Genomic DNA, 25,270 nt, shown 5'->3' with positions numbered 1-25,270 from the left:
GCGTAGGCCGTCCCCCAATTCAGGAAATACAGTAATGTCTATCTCCCAAGAAGATATCCTCAACGCCGTAGCTGAAATGTCGGTTCTGCAGGTTGTTGAGCTGATCAAAGCTTTCGAAGAAAAATTCGGCGTTTCCGCTGCCGCTGCTTCTGCTGGCCCAGCCGCTGTTGCTGCTGTTGCTGAAGAGCAAACCGAATTCAACGTTATGCTGTTGGAATCCGGCGAGAAGAAAGTAAACGTGATCAAGGCAGTTCGTGAACTGACCGGTCTGGGCCTGAAAGAAGCCAAGGCTGTAGTTGACGCTGCTCCTAGCATGGTTCTGGAAGCTGTGTCGAAAGACGCTGGCGACAAAGCCAAGGCTGCTCTGGAAGAAGCAGGCGCTAAAGTCGAGCTGAAATAAGTATCGACTTTGCGTCTCCAGCCCAAGCGTTAAGCTGAAGGCTGATGGCTGGTGGCTCTTGCCACCGGCCTTTTTCCGTTCTTGGCTGTCGACTCGGTCGCCGCCACTAACGCGCTGTAGCCACCCGATGCGGTGGTGCAAACCATGGGGTTTGCGAGATTTTCTGGCTGTTCCCGTCGGGAGGGGCCAAACAAGCAGGTGACCAAGCTGGGGAACGCTGATGGCTTACTCATATACTGAGAAAAAACGTATCCGCAAGGACTTTAGCAAGTTGCCGGACGTCATGGATGTCCCGTACCTTCTGGCTATCCAGCTGGATTCGTATCGTGAATTCTTGCAAGCGGGAGCGACTAAAGATCAGTTCCGCGACGTGGGCCTGCATGCGGCCTTCAAATCCGTTTTCCCGATCATCAGCTACTCCGGCAATGCTGCGCTGGAGTACGTCGGTTATCGCCTGGGCGAACCGGCATTTGATGTCAAAGAATGCGTGTTGCGCGGTGTTACGTACGCCGTACCTTTGCGGGTAAAAGTCCGTCTGATCATTTTCGACAAAGAATCGTCGAACAAAGCGATCAAGGACATCAAAGAGCAAGAAGTCTACATGGGCGAAATCCCGTTGATGACTGAAAACGGTACCTTCGTTATCAACGGTACCGAGCGCGTTATCGTTTCCCAGCTGCACCGTTCCCCGGGCGTGTTCTTCGACCACGACCGCGGCAAGACGCACAGCTCCGGTAAGCTGCTGTACTCCGCGCGGATCATTCCGTACCGCGGTTCGTGGTTGGACTTCGAGTTCGACCCGAAAGACTGCGTGTTTGTGCGTATCGACCGTCGTCGCAAGCTGCCGGCCTCGGTACTGCTGCGCGCGCTCGGCTATACCACTGAGCAAGTGCTGGACGCTTTCTACACCACTAACGTATTCAGCCTGAAGGATGAAACCCTCAGCCTGGAGCTGATTGCTTCGCGTCTGCGTGGTGAAATTGCCGTCCTGGATATCCAGGATGAAAACGGCAAAGTGATTGTTGAGGCCGGTCGTCGTATTACCGCGCGCCACATCAATCAGATCGAGAAAGCCGGTATCAAGTCGCTGGACGTGCCTTTGGACTACGTCCTCGGCCGCACCACCGCCAAGGTCATCGTTCACCCGGCTACCGGCGAAATCCTGGCTGAGTGCAACACCGAGCTGAACACCGAGATCCTGGCAAAAATCGCCAAGGCTCAGGTTGTTCGCATCGAGACGCTGTACACCAACGACATCGACTGCGGCCCGTTCGTCTCCGACACTCTGAAGATCGACTCCACCAGCAACCAATTGGAAGCGCTGGTCGAAATCTATCGCATGATGCGTCCTGGCGAGCCACCCACCAAAGACGCTGCCGAGACCCTGTTCAACAACCTGTTCTTCAGCCCAGAGCGCTATGACCTGTCTGCGGTCGGCCGGATGAAGTTCAACCGTCGTATCGGTCGCACCGAGATCGAAGGTTCGGGCGTGTTGTGCAAGGAAGACATCGTCGCGGTACTGAAGACTCTGGTCGACATCCGTAACGGTAAAGGCATCGTCGATGACATCGACCACCTGGGTAACCGTCGTGTTCGCTGCGTAGGCGAAATGGCCGAGAACCAGTTCCGCGTTGGCCTGGTACGTGTAGAGCGTGCGGTCAAAGAGCGTCTGTCGATGGCTGAAAGCGAAGGCTTGATGCCGCAAGACCTGATCAACGCGAAGCCAGTGGCTGCCGCGGTGAAAGAGTTCTTCGGTTCCAGCCAGCTCTCGCAGTTTATGGACCAGAACAACCCGCTCTCCGAGATCACCCACAAGCGCCGTGTTTCTGCACTGGGCCCGGGCGGCTTGACGCGTGAGCGTGCAGGCTTCGAAGTTCGTGACGTACACCCTACGCACTACGGTCGTGTTTGCCCGATCGAAACGCCGGAAGGTCCGAACATTGGTCTGATCAACTCCCTGGCCGCTTATGCGCGCACCAACCAGTACGGCTTCCTTGAGAGCCCGTACCGCGTGGTGAAAGACGCTCTGGTCACCGACGAGATCGTGTTCCTGTCCGCCATCGAAGAAGCTGATCACGTGATCGCTCAGGCTTCGGCCACGATGAACGACAAGAAAGTCCTGATCGACGAGTTGGTAGCTGTTCGTCACTTGAACGAGTTCACCGTCAAGGCGCCGGAAGACGTCACCTTGATGGACGTATCGCCCAAGCAGGTAGTTTCGGTTGCTGCGTCGCTGATCCCGTTCCTGGAACACGATGACGCCAACCGTGCGTTGATGGGTTCCAACATGCAGCGTCAAGCTGTACCGACCCTGCGCGCTGACAAGCCGCTGGTAGGTACCGGCATGGAGCGTAACGTAGCCCGTGACTCCGGCGTTTGCGTCGTGGCTCGCCGTGGCGGCGTGATCGACTCGGTTGATGCCAGCCGTATCGTGGTGCGTGTTGCTGATGACGAAGTTGAAACTGGCGAAGCCGGTGTCGACATCTACAACCTGACCAAATACACCCGCTCCAACCAGAACACCTGCATCAACCAGCGTCCGCTGGTGAGCAAGGGTGATCGGGTTCAGCGCAGCGACATCATGGCTGACGGTCCTTCCACCGATATGGGTGAGCTGGCACTGGGTCAGAACATGCGCATCGCGTTCATGGCCTGGAACGGTTACAACTTCGAAGACTCCATCTGCCTGTCCGAGCGTGTGGTTCAGGAAGATCGCTTCACCACGATCCACATTCAGGAACTGACCTGTGTGGCGCGTGACACCAAGCTTGGGCCAGAGGAAATCACCGCAGACATCCCGAACGTGGGTGAAGCTGCGCTGAACAAGCTGGACGAAGCCGGTATCGTTTACGTAGGTGCTGAAGTTGGCGCAGGCGACATTCTGGTGGGTAAGGTCACTCCGAAAGGCGAGACCCAACTGACGCCGGAAGAAAAGCTGCTGCGTGCCATCTTCGGTGAAAAAGCCAGCGACGTTAAAGACACTTCCCTGCGTGTACCTACTGGTACCAAGGGCACTGTCATCGACGTACAGGTCTTCACCCGTGACGGCGTTGAGCGTGATGCTCGTGCACTGTCCATCGAGAAGACTCAACTCGACGAGATCCGCAAGGACCTGAACGAAGAGTTCCGTATCGTTGAAGGCGCGACCTTCGAACGTCTGCGTTCCGCCCTGGTAGGCCACAAGGCTGAAGGCGGCGCAGGTCTGAAGAAAGGTCAGGACATCACCGACGAAGTACTCGACGGTCTTGAGCACGGCCAGTGGTTCAAACTGCGCATGGCTGAAGATGCTCTGAACGAGCAGCTCGAGAAGGCTCAGGCCTACATCGTTGATCGTCGCCGTCTGCTGGACGACAAGTTCGAAGACAAGAAGCGCAAACTGCAGCAGGGCGATGACCTGGCTCCAGGCGTGCTGAAAATCGTCAAGGTTTACCTGGCAATCCGTCGCCGCATCCAGCCGGGCGACAAGATGGCCGGTCGTCACGGTAACAAAGGTGTGGTCTCTGTGATCATGCCGGTTGAAGACATGCCGCACGATGCCAATGGCACACCGGTCGACGTCGTCCTCAACCCGTTGGGCGTACCTTCGCGTATGAACGTTGGTCAGATCCTTGAAACTCACCTGGGCCTTGCGGCTAAAGGGCTGGGCGAGAAGATCAATCGTATGATCGAAGAGCAGCGCAAGGTTGCTGACCTGCGCAAGTTCCTGCACGAGATCTACAACGAGATCGGCGGTCGCAACGAAGAGCTGGACACCTTCACCGACCAGGAAATTCTGGATTTGGCGAAGAACCTGCGCGGCGGCGTTCCAATGGCTACCCCGGTGTTCGACGGTGCCAAGGAAAGCGAAATCAAGGCCATGCTGAAACTGGCAGACCTGCCAGAAAGCGGCCAGATGCAGTTGTTCGACGGCCGTACCGGCAACAAGTTTGAGCGTCCGGTTACAGTTGGCTACATGTACATGCTGAAGCTGAACCACTTGGTAGACGATAAGATGCACGCTCGTTCTACCGGTTCGTACAGCCTGGTTACCCAGCAGCCGCTGGGTGGTAAGGCTCAGTTCGGTGGTCAGCGTTTCGGGGAGATGGAGGTCTGGGCACTGGAAGCATACGGTGCTGCTTACACTCTGCAAGAAATGCTCACAGTGAAGTCGGACGATGTGAACGGTCGGACCAAGATGTACAAAAACATCGTGGACGGCGATCACCGTATGGAGCCGGGCATGCCCGAGTCTTTCAACGTGTTGATCAAAGAAATTCGTTCCCTCGGCATCGATATCGATCTGGAAACCGAATAACACGTGACGCGAATCGAGAGCGGGGCTGTTTAGCCCGCTCTCTGCTCCGCCAGGAGGAAAGGCCTTGAAAGACCTACTGAATTTGCTGAAAAACCAGGGTCAAGTCGAAGAGTTCGACGCCATCCGTATTGGGTTGGCATCGCCTGAGATGATCCGTTCGTGGTCGTTCGGTGAAGTTAAAAAGCCGGAAACCATCAACTACCGTACGTTCAAACCTGAGCGTGACGGCCTGTTCTGCGCCAAGATCTTTGGCCCGGTAAAGGATTACGAGTGCCTGTGCGGTAAGTACAAGCGCTTGAAGCACCGTGGTGTGATCTGCGAGAAGTGCGGCGTTGAAGTCGCGCTGGCTAAAGTTCGTCGTGAGCGCATGGCGCACATCGAGCTGGCTTCGCCGGTTGCTCACATCTGGTTCCTGAAATCGCTGCCGTCCCGTATCGGCTTGCTGATGGACATGACCCTGCGCGACATCGAACGTGTTCTCTACTTCGAGAGCTACGTCGTTATCGATCCAGGCATGACCACCCTTGAAAAAGGTCAGTTGCTCAACGACGAGCAGTACTTCGAAGCGCTGGAAGAGTTCGGTGACGACTTTGATGCCCGCATGGGTGCCGAAGCTGTCCGTGAACTGCTGCACGCTATCGACCTGGAACACGAGATTGGCCGTCTGCGTGAAGAAATTCCGCAAACCAACTCCGAAACCAAAATCAAGAAGCTGTCCAAGCGTCTGAAGTTGATGGAAGCCTTCCAGGGTTCCGGCAACTTGCCAGAGTGGATGGTGCTGACCGTTCTGCCGGTTCTGCCGCCAGACTTGCGTCCGCTGGTACCGTTGGATGGCGGTCGCTTCGCGACTTCCGACCTCAACGACCTGTACCGCCGCGTGATCAACCGTAACAACCGCTTGAAGCGTCTGCTTGATCTGTCCGCTCCGGACATCATCGTGCGCAACGAAAAGCGTATGTTGCAAGAAGCCGTCGATGCCTTGCTCGACAACGGCCGTCGTGGCCGCGCTATCACCGGTTCGAACAAGCGTCCTCTGAAATCCCTGGCTGACATGATCAAGGGTAAGCAAGGTCGTTTCCGTCAGAACTTGCTCGGTAAGCGTGTTGACTACTCCGGTCGTTCGGTAATTACCGTAGGCCCGACCCTGCGTCTGCACCAGTGCGGTCTGCCCAAGAAGATGGCACTTGAGCTGTTCAAGCCATTCATCTTCGGCAAGCTGGAAATGCGCGGTCTCGCGACCACCATCAAAGCGGCCAAGAAAATGGTCGAGCGCGAACTGCCAGAGGTTTGGGACGTTCTTGCTGAAGTGATTCGCGAACACCCGGTTCTCCTCAACCGTGCACCGACCCTTCACCGTCTGGGTATCCAGGCGTTTGAACCGGTACTGATCGAAGGCAAGGCTATTCAGCTGCACCCTCTGGTCTGTGCTGCGTACAACGCCGACTTCGACGGCGACCAAATGGCCGTGCACGTACCGCTGACACTGGAAGCCCAGTTGGAAGCGCGTGCGTTGATGATGTCGACCAACAACATTCTGTCGCCAGCCAACGGTGAGCCAATCATCGTGCCGTCGCAGGACGTTGTATTGGGTCTGTACTACATGACTCGCGAAGCGATCAACGCCAAAGGCGAAGGCCGCGTATTCGCTGACCTGCAAGAAGTTGACCGTGTGTTCCGTGCCGGCGAAGCCGCACTGCACGCCAAGGTTAAAGTGCGGATCAACGAAACGGTCAACGACCGTGACGGCGGCAGCGTGAGCGGCACCCGTATCGTCGACACTACCGTCGGCCGTGCGCTGCTGTATCAAGTTGTGCCAAAAGGTCTGTCGTACGACGTCGTCAACCTGCCGATGAAGAAAAAGGCGATCTCCAAGCTGATCAACCAATGCTACCGCGTGGTTGGTTTGAAAGAGACCGTGATCTTCGCTGACCAGTTGATGTACACCGGCTTCGCTTATTCGACCATTTCCGGCGTTTCCATCGGTGTTAACGACTTCGTTATCCCGGATGAAAAAGCTCAGATCATCGGTGCTGCTACCGATGAAGTGAAAGAAATCGAAAGCCAGTACGCCTCCGGCCTGGTAACCCAGGGCGAGAAGTACAACAAAGTGATCGACCTTTGGTCCAAGGCCAACGACGAAGTGTCGAAGGCAATGATGGCTAACCTCTCGAAAGAGAAGGTTATCGACCGTCATGGCGTAGAAGTCGATCAAGAGTCGTTCAACTCGATGTACATGATGGCCGACTCGGGCGCACGGGGTTCTGCTGCGCAGATCCGTCAGCTCGCCGGTATGCGTGGCCTGATGGCCAAGCCGGACGGCTCCATCATCGAAACGCCGATTACTGCGAACTTCCGTGAAGGTTTGAGCGTACTTCAGTACTTCATCTCCACTCACGGTGCTCGTAAAGGTCTGGCGGATACCGCGTTGAAAACCGCTAACTCCGGTTACCTGACGCGTCGTCTGGTAGACGTTGCGCAAGACTTGGTTGTGACTGAAGTTGACTGCGGTACCGAACACGGTCTGCTGATGACTCCGCACATCGAAGGCGGCGACGTTGTTGAGCCATTGGGTGAGCGCGTACTGGGTCGAGTAATCGCCCGTGACGTATTCAAGCCTGGCACCGAAGAAATCATTGTTCCTGCGGGCACTCTGGTAGACGAAAAGTGGGTCGAGTTCATCGAACTCAACAGCATCGACGAAGTGATTGTTCGCTCGCCGATCAGCTGCGAAACCCGCTACGGCATTTGCGCCAAGTGCTACGGCCGTGATTTGGCTCGTGGTCACCAGGTGAACATCGGTGAAGCGGTCGGCGTTATCGCTGCCCAGTCCATCGGTGAGCCGGGTACCCAGCTGACTATGCGTACGTTCCACATCGGTGGTGCGGCAAGCCGGACTTCCGCAGCCGACAGCGTTCAGGTGAAGAATGGCGGTACTGTCCGTCTGCACAACCTGAAACACGTTGAGCGAGTGGATGGTTGCCTGGTGGCTGTGTCCCGTTCCGGTGAGCTGGCGATCGCTGATGACTACGGTCGTGAGCGTGAGCGCTACAAGCTGCCGTACGGTGCTGTGATTTCGGTTAAAGAAGGTGACAAGGTCGACGCTGGCGCAATCGTGGCCAAGTGGGATCCGCACACTCACCCAATCGTTACCGAAATGAAAGGTACCGTGACCTACGTGGGCATGGAAGAAGGCATCACGATCAAGCGTCAGACTGACGAATTGACCGGTATGACCAACATTGAAGTACTCGACGCGAAAGATCGTCCAGCTGCCGGTAAAGACATCCGTCCTGCCGTGAAGATGGTCGATGACAACGGCAAGGATCTGTTGCTGCCAGGCACTGACGTAATCGCTCAGTACTTCCTGCCAGCCAACGCCCTGGTCGGTGTAGCGGACGGTGCGAAGATCGCGATCGGTGATGTTATCGCGCGTATCCCGCAAGAAACTTCGAAGACCCGTGACATCACCGGTGGTCTGCCGCGTGTTGCCGACTTGTTCGAAGCTCGTCGTCCGAAAGAAGCGTCGATTCTGGCTGAAGTCAGCGGCACCATCGCGTTCGGTAAAGAGACCAAGGGCAAGCGCCGTCTGGTCATTACCCCGAACGACGGTAGCGATCCGTATGAAGAGCTGATTCCGAAGTGGCGTCACCTGAACGTCTTCGAAGGCGAACAGGTAAACCGCGGCGAAGTTATCTCCGACGGCCCGAGCGATCCACATGACATCCTGCGTCTGCTGGGTGTGAGTGCGCTGGCCAAGTACATCGTTAACGAGATCCAGGACGTTTACCGTCTGCAAGGCGTGAAGATCAACGATAAGCACATCGAGACCATCCTGCGTCAGATGCTGCGTAAAGTTGAAATCGCTGAATCCGGCGATTCGAGTTTCATCAAGGGCGACCAGATGGAACTGACTCACGTATTGGTCGAGAACGAACGTCTGGGCGCGGATGACAAGTTTGTCTCCAAGTTCACTCGTGTTCTGCTGGGTATCACCAAGGCGTCGTTGTCCACTGAGTCGTTCATCTCGGCGGCCTCCTTCCAGGAGACCACTCGCGTACTGACCGAAGCAGCGGTAACCGGCAAGCGCGATTACCTGCGCGGCCTGAAAGAAAACGTAGTCGTGGGTCGTCTGATCCCGGCAGGTACCGGTTTGGCTTACCACAGCGAGCGCAAGCGCCGCCGTGATGCTGACAAGCCGTTGCGCGTAAGCGCCAGTGAAGTGGAAGCTGCACTGACCGAAGCGCTGAACTCAAGCGGTAACTGAGTTCTGCGATAAATAAGTCTGGGCCCTGGCAGCCCCATTCGTCGGATCGAGGCACTATTGCCCCGGTTCGACGCGTGGGGAGGTCGGGGCCTTGCCTTGACTGGGGGCAAGATCCTCTTTAGACTCTTGTACCCCTAAATTTGGCGGGAATTCGTTCCTGCCATTTTGCTTTTCTTGCAAGACAATAGCGTCGCAAGACAACAGTGGAGCTAGTAGATGGCAACTATCAACCAGCTGGTACGTCAGCCGCGTAAGCGTATCGTCGAGAAATCCGACGTGCCTGCGCTGCAGAACTGCCCGCAACGTCGTGGCGTATGCACTCGCGTGTATACCACTACGCCGAAAAAACCTAACTCGGCACTGCGTAAAGTATGCCGTGTGCGCCTGACCAACGGTTTCGAGGTTTCCTCGTACATCGGTGGTGAAGGTCACAACCTGCAAGAGCACAGCGTGGTACTGATCCGCGGCGGTCGTGTAAAAGACTTGCCAGGTGTTCGTTATCACACCGTACGCGGCTCCTTGGATACTTCCGGCGTTAAAGGTCGTAACCAGGGTCGTTCGAAGTACGGTACCAAGAAGCCTAAGTAGTAGCGGCTTTTTGTAAAACTGAATCATCTTATTTTCTGAGTCGATAAGAGTAAGGTCGGAGGCGTCCCGAAAGGGCACCGATTCCGAGCGAACCTGAAGACCGTTTGAGGGCTTATCCATGCCAAGAAGACGCGTAGCAGCCAAGCGCGAAGTGCTTGACGATCCAAAATACGGAAGCCAAATTCTGGCCAAGTTCATGAACCACGTGATGGAAAGCGGCAAGAAAGCCGTTGCCGAACGTATCGTTTATGGCGCGCTGGAAAAGGTTAAAGAACGCAAGAACAGCGACCCCCTGGAAATCTTCGAGAAAGCTCTCGACGCCATCGCTCCGCTGGTCGAAGTGAAGTCGCGCCGTGTAGGCGGTGCTACTTACCAGGTTCCGGTTGAAGTTCGCCCGTCCCGTCGTAACGCTCTGGCAATGCGCTGGTTGGTAGACTTCGCCCGTAAGCGCGGCGAGAAGTCTATGGCCCTGCGTTTGGCTGGCGAACTGTTGGACGCTGCTGAAGGTAAAGGTGCTGCTGTTAAGAAGCGTGAAGACGTGCACCGTATGGCTGAAGCTAACAAAGCTTTCTCGCACTACCGCTTCTAATTCCAGCTTCACTAATTTTGCGAGGGCTTTATGGCTCGTACTACTCCGATTAGTCGCTACCGTAACATCGGTATCGTCGCTCACGTGGATGCTGGTAAAACCACCACCACCGAGCGCGTCCTTTTTTACACCGGCAAAAGTCACAAGATGGGCGAGGTGCATGACGGCGCCGCGACCACAGACTGGATGGTTCAGGAGCAGGAGCGTGGTATTACCATTACTTCTGCTGCTATTACCGCCTTCTGGAAAGGTTCCGAGAAGCAGTACAAAGACGAGCACCGCTTCAACGTAATCGATACCCCGGGCCACGTAGACTTCACCATTGAAGTTGAACGTTCCCTGCGCGTACTCGACGGCGCTGTCGTTGTGTTCTGCGGTACCTCGGGCGTTGAGCCTCAGTCGGAAACCGTATGGCGTCAAGCCAACAAATACGGCGTTCCACGTCTTGTTTACGTCAACAAGATGGACCGTGCCGGTGCGAACTTCCTGCGCGTGATCGGTCAGATCAAGCAGCGCTTGGGTCACACCCCGGTGCCAATCCAGTTGGCTATCGGTTCCGAAGACAATTTCCAGGGCCAGATCGATCTGCTGACCATGGAAGCTGTTTACTGGAACGATGCTGACAAAGGTATGGTTCCTGTTCGCAAGCCTATCCCTGCTGAACTGCAGGAACTGGCTGACGAATGGCGCAACAACATGGTTGAAGCTGCGGCCGAAGCCAGCGAAGAGCTGATGAACAAGTACCTCGAAGGTGAAGAACTCACCAACGTGGAAATCAAGGCTGCTCTGCGTCAGCGTACTATCGCTGGTGAGATCGTCTTGGCTGTTTGCGGTTCCTCGTTCAAGAACAAGGGCGTTCCCCTGGTTCTCGATGCTGTGATCGACTACCTGCCGGCACCGGTTGATATTCCTGCCATCAAGGGTACTGACCCGGATGACGAGACTATCGAGCTGGAGCGTCATGCAGACGACGCTGAACCGTTCTCCGCTCTGGCATTTAAAATTGCCACTGACCCATTCGTGGGTACCTTGACCTTCGTCCGCGTTTACTCGGGCGTGTTGAACTCCGGCGACGGCGTGATCAACTCGGTTAAAGGCAAGAAAGAGCGTGTGGGTCGTATGGTGCAAATGCACGCAAACGCCCGCGAAGAGATCAAGGAAGTACGCGCTGGTGACATCGCGGCCTTGATCGGCATGAAGGACGTCACCACCGGTGAAACCTTGTGCAACGCTGACAAGCCAATCATCCTGGTTCGTATGGACTTCCCGGAGCCGGTTATTTCGGTTGCCGTTGAGCCCAAGACCAAGGATGACCAGGAAAAAATGGGTATCGCTCTGGGCAAACTTGCTCAGGAAGATCCATCTTTCCGCGTCAAAACTGATGAAGAGACTGGTCAAACGATCATCTCCGGCATGGGCGAGCTGCACCTGGACATCCTGGTTGACCGGATGCGCCGTGAGTTCAACGTCGAAGCCAACATCGGTAAGCCTCAGGTTTCCTATCGTGAGCGCATCACGAAGAACTGTGAAATCGAAGGCAAGTTCGTTCGTCAGTCCGGCGGTCGTGGTCAGTTCGGTCACTGCTGGATCCGTTTTGCGCCTGCTGACGAAGGTCAGGAAGGTCTGCAATTCGTGAACGAAGTAGTCGGTGGTGTTGTTCCCAAGGAATACATCCCTGCTATCCAGAAGGGTATCGAAGAGCAGATGAAGAACGGTGTTGTTGCCGGCTATCCGCTGATCGGCCTGAAAGCAACCGTTTTTGACGGTTCTTACCACGACGTCGACTCCAACGAGATGGCGTTTAAGGTGGCTGCTTCCATGGCAACCAAGCAACTGGCCCAGAAGGGCGGTGGTGAGTTGCTTGAGCCAATCATGGCGGTAGAAGTTGTTACACCTGAAGACTATATGGGTGATGTCATGGGCGACCTTAACCGTCGTCGCGGCATGATCTTGGGTATGGAAGACACGGTTTCCGGCAAAGTGATTCGCGCCGAGGTTCCGTTGGGTGAGATGTTCGGTTATGCGACCGACGTTCGCTCCATGTCCCAGGGTCGCGCAAGCTACTCTATGGAATTCAAAAAATACAACACAGCTCCGGCGCATATCGCTGAAACTGTATCCAAAAAACAAGGCTGATTCAGTCCTTTAGGCAAGGAGTTAATTGTCGTGGCTAAAGAAAAATTTGATCGTTCCCTACCGCACGTCAACGTTGGCACCATCGGTCACGTTGACCACGGTAAAACCACTCTGACTGCTGCTCTGACTCGCGTTTGCTCCGAAGTATTCGGTTCCGCAATCGTTGATTTCGATAAAATCGACAGCGCACCAGAAGAAAAAGCTCGTGGTATCACCATCAACACCGCGCACGTTGAATACAACTCGCTGATCCGTCACTACGCTCACGTTGACTGCCCAGGTCACGCTGACTATGTGAAGAACATGATCACCGGTGCTGCTCAAATGGACGGCGCTATTCTGGTTTGCTCGGCCGCTGATGGTCCGATGCCACAAACCCGTGAGCACATCCTGCTGTCCCGTCAGGTTGGCGTTCCGTACATCGTGGTTTACCTGAACAAGGCTGACCTGGTAGACGACGCTGAGCTGCTGGAACTGGTTGAGATGGAAGTGCGCGATCTGCTGAGCACTTACGACTTCCCAGGCGACGACACTCCGATCATCATCGGTTCTGCTCGTATGGCTCTGGAAGGCAAAGACGATAACGAAATGGGCACCACGTCCGTTCGTAAACTGGTTGAGACTCTGGACAGCTACATCCCAGATCCAGTTCGTGTTATCGACAAGCCGTTCCTTATGCCAATCGAAGACGTATTCTCGATCTCTGGTCGCGGTACTGTTGTAACTGGTCGTATCGAGCGCGGTATCGTTAAGGTTCAAGATCCACTGGAAATCGTTGGTCTGCGTGACACTACCGTCACCACCTGCACCGGTGTTGAAATGTTCCGTAAACTGCTCGACGAAGGTCGTGCAGGCGAGAACTGCGGCGTTCTGCTGCGTGGTACCAAGCGTGACGACGTTGAGCGTGGCCAGGTTCTGGTTAAGCCAGGTTCGGTTAAGCCGCACACCAAGTTCGAAGCTGAAGTGTACGTGCTGAGCAAAGAAGAAGGCGGTCGTCACACTCCGTTCTTCAAAGGCTACCGTCCACAGTTCTACTTCCGTACTACCGACGTAACCGGTAACTGCGAACTGCCGGAAGGCGTAGAAATGGTAATGCCAGGCGACAACATCAAAATGGTTGTCACCCTGATCAAAACCATCGCTATGGAAGACGGTCTGCGTTTCGCAATCCGTGAAGGCGGCCGTACCGTTGGTGCTGGCGTTGTAGCTAAAATCATCGAGTAATTATCTCTTCTGAGATAGCTCTGATGTTTTGAAAAGGCCCCCGCTCAGCGGGGGCCTTTTTTATTGGGTTGACACCTATCAGGGCCGTCTATAGAATTGCGCCTCCTTTTAACGGGCGTATTGCGCTCGCTGGGAATAGCAGCCGGAGTCTGAAATCCAATGCAAAATCAGCAAATCCGTATCAGGTTGAAGGCTTTTGACCATCGCCTGATCGACCAATCCACCCAGGAAATCGTGGAAACCGCGAAACGTACTGGTGCTCAAGTGCGTGGTCCAATTCCACTGCCTACCCGTAAAGAGCGGTTCACCGTTCTGGTCTCCCCGCACGTCAACAAAGACGCGCGTGACCAGTACGAGATCCGCACTCATAAGCGCGTACTGGACATCGTCCAGCCAACGGATAAAACCGTTGATGCACTTATGAAGCTTGATCTGGCGGCCGGTGTGGAAGTACAGATCAGCCTCGGCTAAGACTTGGGTCTTAGTCGTGTAACGCTCTGAAATGGGCGGCCATAGCGGGTGAAAGCCCCGTACACTCATGAGGTTTACAACATGACTATTGGTGTAGTCGGTCGTAAATGCGGTATGACCCGTATTTTCACCGAAGAAGGTGTCTCCATTCCGGTTACGGTCATTGAGATCGAGCCGAATCGCGTCACCCAGTTCAAAACTGAAGAAACCGATGGCTATCGTGCAGTGCAAGTCACTGTCGGCGAGCGTCGTGCTTCGCGCGTGACTGCTGCTCAAGCAGGTCACTTCGCTAAAGCAAACGTTGCAGCTGGTCGTACTGTTATGGAGTTCCGTCTTGAAGATGGCGACTACCAGGCTGGCGATCTGATCAACGCTGAAATCTTCGCCGCTGGTCAACTGGTTGATGTAACCGGTCAGTCCAAGGGTAAAGGCTTCCAGGGTACGATCAAGCGTTGGAATTTCCGTGGTCAAGACAACACTCACGGTAACTCCGTTTCCCACCGCGTCCCGGGCTCTATTGGCCAGTGCCAGACTCCTGGTCGTGTATTCAAGGGCAAAAAAATGTCCGGTCATATGGGCGCTGAGCGCGTGACCGTGCAGTCCCTCGAAGTAGTGCGCGTCGACGCTGAACGCAATCTGTTGTTGGTCAAGGGTGCTGTTCCTGGCGCTACTGGCGGCAACCTGGTTGTACGTCCAGCGGCCAAGGCTCGCGGTTAAGGGGAAGCTGACATGCAATTAAATGTAAATGACGCTCAAGCGATCGAAGTTTCCGAACTGACGTTTGGCGGCGAGTTCAACGAGACGCTGGTTCACCAAGCAGTTGTGGCCTACATGGCCGGCGGCCGTCAAGGTAGCAAGCAGCAAAAGACCCGTTCCGACGTTCGTGGTGGCGGTAAGCGCCCTTGGCGTCAGAAGGGTACTGGCCGTGCTCGTGCCGGTACTATCCGTAGCCCAATCTGGCGTGGCGGCGGTACCACTTTCGCAGCGCGTCCACAGGATCACACTCAGAAGCTCAACAAGAAGATGTACCGCGCAGCACTGCGCTCCATCCTTGCTGAACTCGTGCGTACTGATCGTCTGGTCGTGGTTCAGGACTTCGCTGTTGATGGTCCAAAAACCAAAGATCTGTTGGGCAAGCTGAACAACATGAATCTGACCGACGTTCTAATCGTGTCTGAAGCTGTTGATCAGAACCTGTACCTGGCTGCTCGCAACCTGCCACACGTCGATGTACGTGACGTGCAAGGTTCCGACCCAGTTAGTCTGATCGCATACGACAAGGTGTTGATCACCGTGTCGGCCGTGAAGAAATTCGAGGAGCTGCTGGGATGAACCAGGAACGCGTATTTAAAGTTCTGCTTGGCCCGCACGTTTCCGAAAAGGCTACGGTTCTGGCTGACAAGAAAGGCCAGTTCGTTTTCAAGGTTGCAACTGACGCAACCAAGCTGGAAATCAAGAAGGCCGTCGAAAGCCTGTTCAGCGTGAAAGTAGAGCGTGTTACTACCCTGAATGTTCTGGGTAAGAGCAAGCGCACTGCTCGCGGTCTGGGCAAGCGTAATGACTGGAAGAAGGCAGTTATCTCCCTTCAGCCAGGCCAAGATCTCGATTTCAGCAGCAGTGCTGAGTAAGGAAGGGGTGCATCATGGCAATCGTTAAATGCAAACCGACTTCCCCTGGCCGCCGTTTTGTGGTCAAGGTGGTCAACCAGGAGCTGCATAAAGGCGCTCCTCACGCACCGCTGCTCGAGAAAAAATCGAAGACTGGTGGTCGTAACAACAATGGTCGTATTACCACTCGTCACATCGGTGGTGGCCATAAGCAGCATTATCGTCTGGTCGATTTCCGTCGCAACGACAAAGATGGCATCTCTGCCACTGTCGAGCGTATTGAATACGATCCAAACCGTACTGCTCACATCGCTCTGCTGCTGTACGCAGATGGCGAGCGTCGCTACATCATCGCCCCTAAAGGCGTGAGTGCTGGTGACCAGCTGATCGCAGGTGCTTTGGCACCGATCAAGCCGGGCAACGCTCTGCAACTGCGCAACATTCCAGTTGGTAGCACCGTACACGGCATCGAATTGAAGCCAGGTAAAGGCGCGCAAATCGCTCGTTCCGCTGGTGCTTCGGCTCAGCTGATCGCTCGTGAAGGTGTCTACGTGACCCTGCGTCTGCGTTCTGGTGAGATGCGTAAAGTGCTGGCTGAATGCCGCGCGACCCTGGGTGAAGTCTCGAACTCCGAGCACAGCCTGCGTTCGCTGGGTAAAGCTGGTGCCAAACGCTGGCGTGGCGTTCGCCCAACCGTTCGTGGTGTTGCCATGAACCCGGTTGACCACCCACACGGTGGTGGTGAAGGTCGTACCTCTGGTGGTCGTCATCCGGTATCGCCATGGGGCTTCCCGACTAAGGGCGCGAAGACTCGTGGTAATAAGCGTACCGACAAAATGATCGTCCGTCGTCGCAAGTAAATAGAGGGATACGACAGTGCCACGTTCTCTGAAAAAAGGTCCTTTTATTGATCTTCACCTACTGAAGAAGATCGAAGTGGCGGCGGAAAAGAACGATCGCAAACCGGTGAAAACCTGGTCGCGTCGTTCGATGATCCTGCCACAAATGGTCGGTTTGACCATCGCAGTACACAACGGTCGCCTTCACGTCCCAGTTCTCGTGAACGAAGACATGGTCGGCCACAAACTAGGCGAGTTTGCCGGTACCCGCACTTATCGTGGGCACGTGGCAGACAAGAAAGCCAAGCGTTAAGGGGTTAGGAAATGGAAGTAGCCGCTAAGTTGTCGGGCGCTCGAATCTCCGCCCAGAAAGCCCGCTTGGTCGCCGACCAGATCCGCGGGAAGAAGGTGGGCGAAGCGCTCAACCTGTTGGCTTTCAGCAGTAAGAAAGCCGCCGAGATCATCAAGAAAGTGCTGGAGTCGGCCGTAGCCAACGCCGAGCATAACGAAGGCGCAGACGTTGATGACCTTAAGGTCAGCACCGTTTTCGTCAACGAAGGGCGTTCGCTGAAGCGTATCATGCCGCGTGCCAAAGGCCGTGCTGATCGCATCGTCAAGCGGTCTTGCCATATCACTGTCAAGGTTGCTGACAAGTAACGGAGTCGAAGAGATGGGTCAGAAAGTACATCCCATTGGCATTCGCCTGGGAATCGTCAAGGAGCACACCTCCGTCTGGTACGCAGACGGTCGGACTTATGCGGACTATTTGTTCGCTGATCTGAAGGTGCGTGAGTATCTCCAAGACAAACTAAAAAGCGCGTCCGTAAGCCGTATCGATATTCATCGTCCGGCACAAACTGCACGTATCACCATCCACACCGCTCGTCCAGGTATCGTTATCGGGAAGAAAGGTGAAGATGTTGAGAAACTGCGTCAGGACCTGACCAAGCAAATGGGTGTGCCTGTGCACATCAATATCGAAGAGATCCGTAAGCCGGAGCTCGACGGTATGCTGGTTGCGCAGAGCGTAGCTCAGCAGCTGGAGCGTCGTGTAATGTTCCGTCGCGCTATGAAGCGCGCCGTACAGAACGCCATGCGCATTGGTGCCAAAGGCATCAAAATCCAAGTGAGCGGTCGTCTCGGCGGTGCTGAAATCGCACGTACTGAATGGTATCGCGAAGGTCGTGTGCCACTGCACACCCTGCGTGCCGACATCGACTATGCCAACTACGAAGCTCACACCACTTACGGTGTGATCGGTGTAAAGGTTTGGATCTTCAAAGGCGAAGTAATTGGTGGTCGCCAAGAAGAACTGAAACCACAAGCACCAGCGCCTCGTAAAAAAGCTGCTAAGTAAGGGGTACGCCAAATGTTGCAACCAAAGCGTACGAAGTTCCGCAAGCAGATGACAGGTCACAACCGTGGCCTGGCTCAGCGCGGTAGCAAAGTCAGCTTCGGCGAGTTCGCGCTGAAGTCTGTAGCTCGTGGTCGTCTCACCGCTCGTCAGATCGAATCAGCGCGTCGTGCACTGACCCGTCACGTTAAACGTGGCGGCAAGATCTGGATCCGTGTATTCCCGGACAAGCCTATCTCCAAAAAGCCCCTCGAAGTTCGGATGGGTAAAGGTAAGGGTAACGTGGAATACTGGGTTGCCCAGATTCAGCCAGGCAAAGTCCTGTATGAAATCGAGGGTGTAACTGAAGAGCTGGCGCGTGAGGCTTTTGCCCTGGCTGCTGCAAAGCTGCCGCTCGCCACCGCCTTTGTTAAACGGACGGTGATGTGATGAAAGCGAATGAACTTCGTGAAAAATCCGCACAGCAGCTGAACGAGCAACTGCTCGGCCTGCTGCGCGACCAGTTCAATCTGCGTATGCAGAAAGCAACTGGCCAGTTGGGGCAGTCTCATCTGCTCTCGCAAGTTAAACGTGACATCGCTCGCGTGAAGACTGTGCTCAACCAGCAGGCAGGTAAGTGATCATGGCTGAAGCCGAAAAGACTGTCCGTACGCTGACTGGCCGTGTTGTCAGCGACAAGATGGACAAAACCATCACCGTTTTGATCGAGCGTCGCGTTAAGCACCCGATCTACGGTAAATATGTTAAGCGTTCGACTAAGCTGCACGCGCACGACGAAACCAACCAGTGCCACATCGGCGACAAAGTCACTATTCGTGAAACTCGTCCGCTGGCCAAGACCAAGTCTTGGGCACTGGTTGATGTTCTCGAACGCGCTGTGGAAGTCTAAGGACTAGGGGTCGGAGAAATTATATGATTCAGACTCAATCCATGCTCGATGTGGCCGATAACAGCGGCGCTCGCCGTGTTATGTGCATCAAGGTGCTGGGTGGCTCCCATCGTCGTTACGCTGGTATCGGTGACATCATCAAAGTTACCGTGAAGGAAGCAATTCCTCGCGGTAAGGTGAAAAAAGGCCAAGTGATGACTGCTGTTGTAGTCCGCACTCGTCACGGCGTACGCCGTGCAGATGGCTCCATTATCCGCTTTGATGGCAACGCTGCTGTTCTTCTGAACAACAAGCAAGAGCCGATCGGCACCCGTATCTTTGGGCCAGTGACCCGTGAACTTCGTACTGAGAAGTTCATGAAGATCGTCTCGCTCGCCCCAGAAGTGCTGTAAGGAGATCCGACATGCAAAAGATTCGTCGTGACGACGAGATCATCGTGATCGCCGGCAAAGACAAAGGTAAGCGCGGTAAGGTGCTTAAGGTTCTCGCTAATAACCGTCTGGTTATCGGTGGTCTGAACCTGGTTAAGCGTCATACCAAGCCTAACCCGATGTCGGGCGTGCAAGGCGGTATCGTCGAAAAAGAAGCTCCACTGGATGCTTCTAACGTCGCCATTTTCAACGGCGAAACCAACAAGGCTGACCGCGTTGGTTTCAAAGTAGAAGATGGCAAGAAAATTCGTGTCTTCAAGTCGACCCAAAAAGCGGTTGATGCTTGAACACTGCTAGGTAGAAGACCATGGCACGACTAAAAGAGATTTACTGGAAAGAAATCGCACCGAAGCTTAAGGAAGAACTTAAGCTTTCGAACGTGATGGAAGTTCCACGCGTTACCAAAATCACCCTGAACATGGGTTTGGGCGAAGCGGTCGGTGATAAAAAAGTCATCGAGCACGCTGTTGCTGACCTGGAAAAGATCACCGGCCAAAAAGTCGTTGTGACCTACGCTCGCAAATCCATCGCTGGCTTTAAAGTCCGTGAAGGCTGGCCGATCGGCGTCAAAGTGACTCTGCGCCGTGAGCGTATGTACGAATTCCTGGATCGTCTGCTGTCGATCTCCCTGCCTCGGGTCCGCGACTTCCGCGGCCTGAATGCCAAGTCCTTCGATGGTCGTGGTAACTACAGCATGGGCGTGAAAGAGCAGATCATTTTCCCGGAAATCGACTACGACAAGATCGATGCTCTCCGCGGTCTGGACATCACCCTGACCACCACTGCCAAGAACGATGATGAAGGTCGCGCCCTGTTGCGTGCTTTCAAATTCCCGTTCCGCAACTGATTGGAGTAGGACCATGGCCAAGATGAGCATGAAAAACCGCGAGCTGAAACGTCAGCTCACGGTTGCCAAGTACGCCAAGAAGCGTGCAGCACTGAAAGCAATCATCGTTGATCTGAACGCAAGTCCAGAAGCGCGTTGGGAAGCTACAGTTGCTCTGCAGAAGCAGCCACGTGACGCAAGCGCTTCGCGCATGCGTAACCGCTGCCGCCTGACCGGTCGTCCACACGGCGTTTACCGCAAGTTCGGCCTCGGCCGTAACAAACTGCGTGAAGCGGCAATGCGTGGTGACGTACCAGGTCTGGTTAAAGCCAGCTGGTAAGTACTTTCAACGTCTCGGTGGGCAGAATCGCAAGATACTGACCGCCGGTGGCCTTGAATCTGGATCAAGCCCCTTTTGGGGCTTGTTTCATTTCTGTAGTGTGTCTAAAATACGCGGCTCGCCTGAGCCCGTGTTTTTTATACTCGGAGATTCTCGGCGACATATGTAGCCGCAAGGCTAATTTTTTTGTATTAGGAGCGTCTAGCCCATGAGTATGCAGGACCCGTTAGCGGACATGCTAACTCGTATCCGTAATGCCCAGATGGCTGAAAAGTCCGTCGTAAGCATGCCATCTTCCAAGTTGAAGGTAGCTGTTGCCAAAGTCCTGAAAGACGAAGGCTACATTGCGGGTTATCAGATCAGCAGCGAAACCAAGCCACTGCTGTCCATCGAGCTGAAGTACTTCGAAGGCCGTTCGGTCATCGAGGAAGTGAAGCGCGTTAGCCGTCCAGGCCTGCGTCAGTACAAGTCCGCTGAAGATCTGCCGAAAGTTCGTGGCGGTCTCGGCGTGTCTATCGTCTCCACCAATAAAGGTGTGATGACGGATCGTGCTGCGCGCGCTGCCGGTGTCGGCGGCGAAGTTCTTTGCACTGTGTTCTAAGGGGGGATAAGCATGTCTCGCGTCGCTAAGAACCCCGTTAAGCTGCCAGCCGGTGTCGAAGTAAAATTCGCAGGCCAACAGCTTTCGGTGAAGGGTGCCAAGGGCACTCTTGAACTGAACATCCATTCGTCCGTTGAGATCGTTGAAGAAGCTGGTGAGCTGCGTTTCGCTGCTCGCAATGGCGATCAACAAACTCGCGCAATGGCCGGTACCACGCGTGCGTTGGTAAACAACATGGTCCAAGGCGTAAGCCAAGGCTTCGAGCGTAAGCTCCAGCTGGTCGGTGTTGGTTACAAAGCGCAAGCAAAAGGCACGGTGTTGAACCTTGCCCTTGGCTTCTCGCACCCAGTGGATTACGAACTGCCGGAAGGCATCACCGCTGAGACCCCTAGCCAAACAGATATCCTGATCAAGGGCATCGATAAGCAGCTGGTAGGTCAGGTGGCCGCTGAGATCCGCGACTTCCGTCCACCAGAGCCGTACAAAGGCAAAGGTGTGCGCTACGCGGACGAAGTCGTCCGTCGTAAAGAAGCCAAGAAGAAGTAGGGCATAGCAAATGACCGACAAAAAAGTTACTCGACTGCGTCGCGCTCGCAAAGCACGCCTGAAAATGCACGAACTCGAAGTCGTGCGTCTCTGCGTGTATCGCTCGTCGCAGCACATCTACGCCCAGGTCATCTCGGCCGACGGCAACAAAGTCCTGGCAAGCGCCTCGACTTTGGATAAAGAACTGCGTGATGGTGCCACTGGCAACATCGACGCGGCCACTAAGGTTGGCCAGCTGGTCGCTACGCGTGCTAAGGCCGCTGGCGTCTCGCAAGTGGCTTTCGACCGCTCTGGCTTCAAGTACCACGGCCGCGTTAAAGCGCTGGCTGATGCTGCTCGTGAAGCTGGGCTGGAGTTCTAAGTTATGTCAAATAACGACCAAAAGCGCGACGAAGGCTACATTGAGAAGCTGGTTCAAGTTAACCGCGTAGCCAAAACCGTTAAAGGCGGCCGTATCTTCACTTTCACCGCGTTGACCGTGGTGGGTGATGGTAAAGGGCGTGTTGGCTTCGGCCGTGGCAAGTCACGTGAAGTGCCTGCTGCGATCCAGAAGGCAATGGAAGCTGCTCGTCGCAACATGATCCAAGTTGATCTGAACGGCACCACGCTGCAGTACGCAATGAAGTCCGCCCATGGCGCTTCGAAGGTGTACATGCAGCCTGCTTCTGAAGGTACCGGTATCATCGCTGGCGGCGCTATGCGTGCTGTCCTCGAAGTTGCTGGCGTTCAGAACGTTCTGGCCAAGTGCTACGGCTCGACTAACCCGGTAAACGTGGTTCACGCCACTTTCAAAGGTTTGAAAGCTATGCAGTCTCCTGAGTCCATTGCTGCCAAGCGCGGCTTGACTGTCAAGGAGATCTTCTGATCATGGCTACCGTTAAAGTAACGCTGATCAAAAGCATGACCGGTCGCATCCCTAACCACAAATTGTGCGTTAAGGGTTTGGGTCTGCGTCGCATCGGTCACACTGTAGAAGTCCAGGATACTCCCGAGAATCGCGGGATGATCAACAAGGCTTACTACATGCTGCGTGTCGAGGGTTAATCGATGAAACTCAATGATCTGAGTCCAGCGCCGGGTTCCCGTCGCGAAAAGCATCGTCCGGGCCGTGGTATCGGTAGCGGTTTGGGTAAGACTGGTGGCCGTGGCCACAAAGGTCAAACCTCCCGCTCCGGTGGCACCATTGCTCCAGGCTTTGAAGGCGGTCAACAGCCGCTGCATCGTCGCCTGCCTAAGTTCGGTTTCGTATCCCTGAAAGCCATGGACCGCGCAGAAGTGCGTCTGTCCGAGCTGGCTAAAGTGGAAGGCGACATCGTTACTGTGCAGACCCTGAAAGATGCCAACGTGATCAACGTCAACGTACAGCGTGTGAAAATCATGCTGTCCGGTGAAGTGACTCGCGCTGTCACTATCGGCAAGGGAATCGGCGCCACCAAAGGTGCGCGTTCGGCTATCGAAGCAGCTGGCGGCAAGTTCGAGGAATAAATGGCTAAGCAAGGTGCTCTCTCAGCGCTCGGCAAAGGCGGTATGTCTGAACTTTGGGCTCGTCTGCGTTTTCTGTTCCTGGCGATTATCGTCTACCGAATAGGCGCACACATCCCGGTTCCAGGTATCAACCCGGACCGACTCGCAGACCTGTTTCGACAGAATGAGGGGACCATTCTTAGCTTGTTCAACATGTTTTCCGGCGGCGCGCTGGAACGGATGAGCATCTTTGCACTGGGGATCATGCCGTACATTTCGGCATCGATCATCATGCAACTGATGACCGCCGTCAGCCCGCAGCTGGAGCAGTTGAAGAAGGAAGGTGAAGCTGGCCGTCGCAAGATTAGCCAGTACACCCGCTACGGCACTGTCATCCTCGCTCTGGTTCAAGCTATCGGCATGTCCGTTGGCTTGGCAGGGCAGGGGATAGCGTTCACTGCTGACTTTGGCTTCTATTTCGTTGCGGTATCCACGTTTGTGGCTGGCGCGATGTTCATGATGTGGCTGGGTGAGCAGATTACTGAGCGTGGTGTTGGTAACGGTATCTCGATGTTGATTTTCGCAGGTATCGTCGCCGGTCTTCCGAGAGCAATCGGGCAGTCTTTCGAGTCTGCACGTCAGGGTGATATCAACATCTTCGCCTTGGTTGCTATCGGTTTGCTGGCAGTAGCGATTATCGGTTTTGTGGTGTTCATTGAGCGTGGCCAGCGTCGTATTGCTGTTCACTACGCCAAGCGTCAGCAGGGCCGTAAGGTCTTCGCTGCGCAGACCAGCCACTTGCCGCTGAAAGTGAATATGGCCGGTGTTATTCCGGCAATTTTCGCGAGCAGCATTTTGCTGTTTCCGGCTTCGTTGGGTACCTGGTTTGGTCAGTCTGAAAATATGGGCTGGCTGCAGGACCTCTCTCAGTCGATCGCTCCTGGTCAGCCGTTGAATATTCTGCTGTTTAGTGCAGGGATTATTTTCTTCTGCTTCTTCTATACGGCGTTGATGTTCAATCCGAAAGACGTAGCGGAAAACCTGAAGAAGTCCGGTGCCTTTATTCCGGGCATCCGTCCAGGTGAGCAGTCGGCACGCTACATTGATGGCGTTCTGACTCGTTTGACCCTGTTCGGTGCTCTATATATGACGGCCGTGTGCTTGCTTCCCCAGTTCCTGGTGGTTGCAGCAAACGTTCCGTTCTACCTTGGCGGGACCTCGTTGCTGATCGTGGTCGTGGTTGTGATGGACTTCATGTCCCAAGTACAATCGCACCTCGTTTCGCACCAGTACGAATCCCTGATGAAGAAAGCCAACCTGAAGGGTTACGGCAGCGGCATGTTGCGCTGAGTACCCATAAGGTTCGAGGAGTTGGTGATGAAAGTTCGTGCATCGGTGAAAAAGCTGTGCCGTAACTGCAAAATTATTCGCCGCGAAGGTGTTGTTCGAGTAATTTGCAGCGCGGAACCGCGTCACAAACAGCGCCAAGGCTGAGTGTGATCCGCTTGAAGCCCGGCAGCTAGTGCGCTGCCGGGTTGATTATTTGTTATTACAGCGATATTATCTCGCGCCCTATTTCTTGGCTTCCGGGGCGTAGGTAGCTGTCAATTGGAGTCCCACTGAATGGCCCGTATTGCAGGCGTTAACATTCCAGATAACAAGCACACTGTTATCTCGCTGACCTACATCTATGGTGTTGGTCGCACTACTGCGCAGAAAATTTGCGCAGATACTGGGGTAAACCCAGCCGCAAAGATTAAAGATCTGAGCGACGAGCAGATTGAGCTGTTGCGTGGCGAAGTGGCGAAGTTCACCACTGAAGGTGACCTGCGTCGCGAAATCAACATGAAAATCAAGCGTTTGATGGACCTCGGTTGCTACCGTGGTCTGCGTCATCGTCGTGGTCTTCCAGTGCGCGGTCAGCGTACCAAGACTAACGCGCGTACCCGTAAAGGTCCGCGTAAGCCGATCCGCAAGTAATCGCCCACGCGAATCGACAGGAAATTAATCATGGCAAAACCTGCTGCTCGTCCTCGTAAAAAAGTTAAAAAGACAGTGGTTGATGGCATCGCCCACATCCATGCTTCTTTTAACAACACAATCGTGACCATCACCGACCGTCAAGGTAACGCGCTGTCTTGGGCTACCTCTGGTGGTTCGGGTTTCCGCGGTTCCCGCAAGTCCACCCCGTTTGCTGCTCAAGTAGCTGCTGAACGTGCTGGTCAAGCTGCGCTGGAATACGGCCTGAAAAACCTCGACGTCAATGTCAAAGGTCCAGGTCCAGGTCGTGAGTCTGCTGTCCGTGCTTTGAACGGCTGTGGCTATAAGATCGCCAGCATCACCGACGTGACGCCAATCCCGCACAACGGGTGCCGTCCGCCGAAGAAGCGCCGCGTGTAATCCAGGA

General features: G+C 54.8%; 32 protein-coding genes. All 32 read left to right on the top strand.

Going from position 1 to position 25,270, the window contains the following annotated elements; all coding sequences use genetic code 11:
- The first annotated feature begins 34 nt into the window (after positions 1 to 34).
- The 32 genes from rplL to rpsK all read left to right on the top strand — a co-directional run bounded on the left by rplL (position 35) and on the right by rpsK (position 25,263).
- On the top strand, positions 35 to 400 hold the full coding sequence (gene rplL, locus ACOZK9_RS18165) for a 50S ribosomal protein L7/L12 (RefSeq protein WP_058414068.1): 366 nt from the start codon (positions 35 to 37) through the stop codon (positions 398 to 400).
- A gap of 220 nt (positions 401 to 620) precedes the next feature.
- Positions 621 to 4,694, top strand: coding sequence for a DNA-directed RNA polymerase subunit beta (rpoB, locus tag ACOZK9_RS18160; RefSeq protein ID WP_058414069.1), 4,074 nt, complete (start codon positions 621 to 623; stop codon positions 4,692 to 4,694).
- A gap of 64 nt (positions 4,695 to 4,758) precedes the next feature.
- Positions 4,759 to 8,958, top strand: coding sequence for a DNA-directed RNA polymerase subunit beta' (gene rpoC, locus ACOZK9_RS18155; RefSeq protein WP_058414070.1), 4,200 nt, complete (start codon positions 4,759 to 4,761; stop codon positions 8,956 to 8,958).
- Positions 8,959 to 9,174: 216 nt separating this feature from the next.
- Positions 9,175 to 9,546: a 30S ribosomal protein S12 gene (gene rpsL, locus ACOZK9_RS18150; protein WP_002555494.1), complete on the top strand. Its 372-nt coding sequence runs from the start codon at positions 9,175 to 9,177 to the stop codon at positions 9,544 to 9,546.
- A 118-nt stretch (positions 9,547 to 9,664) separates the two neighbouring features.
- On the top strand, positions 9,665 to 10,135 hold the full coding sequence (gene rpsG, locus ACOZK9_RS18145) for a 30S ribosomal protein S7 (RefSeq protein ID WP_002555493.1): 471 nt from the start codon (positions 9,665 to 9,667) through the stop codon (positions 10,133 to 10,135).
- A 30-nt stretch (positions 10,136 to 10,165) separates the two neighbouring features.
- Complete coding sequence (gene fusA, locus ACOZK9_RS18140; RefSeq protein WP_250948627.1) at positions 10,166 to 12,271, top strand: elongation factor G; 2,106 nt, start codon at positions 10,166 to 10,168, stop codon at positions 12,269 to 12,271.
- Between the two features lie 30 nt (positions 12,272 to 12,301).
- Positions 12,302 to 13,495 carry an elongation factor Tu gene (tuf, locus tag ACOZK9_RS18135; RefSeq protein ID WP_003176426.1) on the top strand — a complete coding sequence of 398 codons (1,194 nt, stop codon included), beginning with the start codon at positions 12,302 to 12,304 and terminating at the stop codon, positions 13,493 to 13,495.
- 159 nt (positions 13,496 to 13,654) lie between these two features.
- Positions 13,655 to 13,966 (top strand): 30S ribosomal protein S10, encoded by a 312-nt coding sequence (gene rpsJ / locus ACOZK9_RS18130; protein WP_003186070.1) that lies wholly within the window; start codon positions 13,655 to 13,657, stop codon positions 13,964 to 13,966.
- Between the two features lie 81 nt (positions 13,967 to 14,047).
- Positions 14,048 to 14,683 carry a 50S ribosomal protein L3 gene (gene rplC / locus ACOZK9_RS18125; protein ID WP_003194649.1) on the top strand — a complete coding sequence of 212 codons (636 nt, stop codon included), beginning with the start codon at positions 14,048 to 14,050 and terminating at the stop codon, positions 14,681 to 14,683.
- 12 nt (positions 14,684 to 14,695) lie between these two features.
- On the top strand, positions 14,696 to 15,298 hold the full coding sequence (gene rplD / locus ACOZK9_RS18120; RefSeq protein WP_058414071.1) for a 50S ribosomal protein L4: 603 nt from the start codon (positions 14,696 to 14,698) through the stop codon (positions 15,296 to 15,298).
- Positions 15,295 to 15,594: a 50S ribosomal protein L23 gene (rplW, locus tag ACOZK9_RS18115; protein ID WP_002555488.1), complete on the top strand. Its 300-nt coding sequence runs from the start codon at positions 15,295 to 15,297 to the stop codon at positions 15,592 to 15,594. Before rplD ends, rplW begins: the two co-directional genes overlap by 4 nt.
- A 14-nt stretch (positions 15,595 to 15,608) precedes the next feature.
- Positions 15,609 to 16,433: a 50S ribosomal protein L2 gene (rplB, locus tag ACOZK9_RS18110; protein WP_003176423.1), complete on the top strand. Its 825-nt coding sequence runs from the start codon at positions 15,609 to 15,611 to the stop codon at positions 16,431 to 16,433.
- A gap of 16 nt (positions 16,434 to 16,449) precedes the next feature.
- Positions 16,450 to 16,725, top strand: a complete 276-nt coding sequence (gene rpsS, locus ACOZK9_RS18105; protein WP_003232420.1) for a 30S ribosomal protein S19 — start codon at positions 16,450 to 16,452, stop codon at positions 16,723 to 16,725.
- An 11-nt stretch (positions 16,726 to 16,736) separates the two neighbouring features.
- Complete coding sequence (gene rplV / locus ACOZK9_RS18100; RefSeq protein ID WP_003210077.1) at positions 16,737 to 17,069, top strand: 50S ribosomal protein L22; 333 nt, start codon at positions 16,737 to 16,739, stop codon at positions 17,067 to 17,069.
- A gap of 13 nt (positions 17,070 to 17,082) precedes the next feature.
- Complete coding sequence (gene rpsC, locus ACOZK9_RS18095) at positions 17,083 to 17,769, top strand: 30S ribosomal protein S3 (protein WP_003176422.1); 687 nt, start codon at positions 17,083 to 17,085, stop codon at positions 17,767 to 17,769.
- 12 nt (positions 17,770 to 17,781) lie between these two features.
- On the top strand, positions 17,782 to 18,195 hold the full coding sequence (rplP, locus tag ACOZK9_RS18090; protein WP_003232424.1) for a 50S ribosomal protein L16: 414 nt from the start codon (positions 17,782 to 17,784) through the stop codon (positions 18,193 to 18,195).
- Positions 18,195 to 18,386 carry a 50S ribosomal protein L29 gene (gene rpmC / locus ACOZK9_RS18085; protein ID WP_002555481.1) on the top strand — a complete coding sequence of 64 codons (192 nt, stop codon included), beginning with the start codon at positions 18,195 to 18,197 and terminating at the stop codon, positions 18,384 to 18,386. Before rplP ends, rpmC begins: the two co-directional genes overlap by 1 nt.
- A 2-nt stretch (positions 18,387 to 18,388) precedes the next feature.
- Positions 18,389 to 18,655 (top strand): 30S ribosomal protein S17, encoded by a 267-nt coding sequence (gene rpsQ / locus ACOZK9_RS18080; protein ID WP_003176419.1) that lies wholly within the window; start codon positions 18,389 to 18,391, stop codon positions 18,653 to 18,655.
- A 23-nt stretch (positions 18,656 to 18,678) separates the two neighbouring features.
- Complete coding sequence (gene rplN, locus ACOZK9_RS18075) at positions 18,679 to 19,047, top strand: 50S ribosomal protein L14 (RefSeq protein WP_002555479.1); 369 nt, start codon at positions 18,679 to 18,681, stop codon at positions 19,045 to 19,047.
- An 11-nt stretch (positions 19,048 to 19,058) separates the two neighbouring features.
- On the top strand, positions 19,059 to 19,373 hold the full coding sequence (gene rplX, locus ACOZK9_RS18070) for a 50S ribosomal protein L24 (protein ID WP_003176416.1): 315 nt from the start codon (positions 19,059 to 19,061) through the stop codon (positions 19,371 to 19,373).
- A gap of 20 nt (positions 19,374 to 19,393) precedes the next feature.
- Positions 19,394 to 19,933, top strand: a complete 540-nt coding sequence (gene rplE, locus ACOZK9_RS18065; RefSeq protein ID WP_003176415.1) for a 50S ribosomal protein L5 — start codon at positions 19,394 to 19,396, stop codon at positions 19,931 to 19,933.
- A gap of 13 nt (positions 19,934 to 19,946) precedes the next feature.
- The gene (gene rpsN / locus ACOZK9_RS18060; protein WP_003176414.1) at positions 19,947 to 20,252 is read left to right on the top strand and encodes a 30S ribosomal protein S14; all 306 of its coding nucleotides are present in this window, start codon (positions 19,947 to 19,949) and stop codon (positions 20,250 to 20,252) included.
- A 208-nt stretch (positions 20,253 to 20,460) separates the two neighbouring features.
- Positions 20,461 to 20,853, top strand: coding sequence for a 30S ribosomal protein S8 (gene rpsH / locus ACOZK9_RS18055; RefSeq protein WP_010566853.1), 393 nt, complete (start codon positions 20,461 to 20,463; stop codon positions 20,851 to 20,853).
- A 12-nt stretch (positions 20,854 to 20,865) separates the two neighbouring features.
- On the top strand, positions 20,866 to 21,399 hold the full coding sequence (gene rplF / locus ACOZK9_RS18050; RefSeq protein ID WP_003176412.1) for a 50S ribosomal protein L6: 534 nt from the start codon (positions 20,866 to 20,868) through the stop codon (positions 21,397 to 21,399).
- 10 nt (positions 21,400 to 21,409) lie between these two features.
- Positions 21,410 to 21,760, top strand: coding sequence for a 50S ribosomal protein L18 (rplR, locus tag ACOZK9_RS18045; RefSeq protein ID WP_015886135.1), 351 nt, complete (start codon positions 21,410 to 21,412; stop codon positions 21,758 to 21,760).
- A 3-nt stretch (positions 21,761 to 21,763) separates the two neighbouring features.
- Positions 21,764 to 22,264 (top strand): 30S ribosomal protein S5, encoded by a 501-nt coding sequence (gene rpsE / locus ACOZK9_RS18040; protein WP_003176409.1) that lies wholly within the window; start codon positions 21,764 to 21,766, stop codon positions 22,262 to 22,264.
- Positions 22,265 to 22,266: 2 nt separating this feature from the next.
- Positions 22,267 to 22,443, top strand: a complete 177-nt coding sequence (gene rpmD, locus ACOZK9_RS18035) for a 50S ribosomal protein L30 (protein WP_003176408.1) — start codon at positions 22,267 to 22,269, stop codon at positions 22,441 to 22,443.
- Between the two features lie 3 nt (positions 22,444 to 22,446).
- Positions 22,447 to 22,884 carry a 50S ribosomal protein L15 gene (gene rplO, locus ACOZK9_RS18030; RefSeq protein ID WP_003176407.1) on the top strand — a complete coding sequence of 146 codons (438 nt, stop codon included), beginning with the start codon at positions 22,447 to 22,449 and terminating at the stop codon, positions 22,882 to 22,884.
- Complete coding sequence (gene secY, locus ACOZK9_RS18025) at positions 22,885 to 24,213, top strand: preprotein translocase subunit SecY (RefSeq protein WP_058414072.1); 1,329 nt, start codon at positions 22,885 to 22,887, stop codon at positions 24,211 to 24,213.
- 27 nt (positions 24,214 to 24,240) lie between these two features.
- The gene (rpmJ, locus tag ACOZK9_RS18020; protein WP_002555468.1) at positions 24,241 to 24,357 is read left to right on the top strand and encodes a 50S ribosomal protein L36; all 117 of its coding nucleotides are present in this window, start codon (positions 24,241 to 24,243) and stop codon (positions 24,355 to 24,357) included.
- Positions 24,358 to 24,486: 129 nt separating this feature from the next.
- Complete coding sequence (gene rpsM / locus ACOZK9_RS18015; protein ID WP_003210063.1) at positions 24,487 to 24,843, top strand: 30S ribosomal protein S13; 357 nt, start codon at positions 24,487 to 24,489, stop codon at positions 24,841 to 24,843.
- 30 nt (positions 24,844 to 24,873) lie between these two features.
- Complete coding sequence (rpsK, locus tag ACOZK9_RS18010) at positions 24,874 to 25,263, top strand: 30S ribosomal protein S11 (RefSeq protein ID WP_002555466.1); 390 nt, start codon at positions 24,874 to 24,876, stop codon at positions 25,261 to 25,263.
- Positions 25,264 to 25,270 lie beyond the last annotated feature (7 nt).

Origin of the sequence: Pseudomonas kitaguniensis (genome assembly GCF_049199985.1) — a bacterium.
Taxonomy (GTDB): Bacteria; Pseudomonadota; Gammaproteobacteria; order Pseudomonadales; family Pseudomonadaceae; genus Aquipseudomonas; species Aquipseudomonas kitaguniensis.
This window is presented reverse-complemented; position numbering and strand designations above follow the sequence as displayed.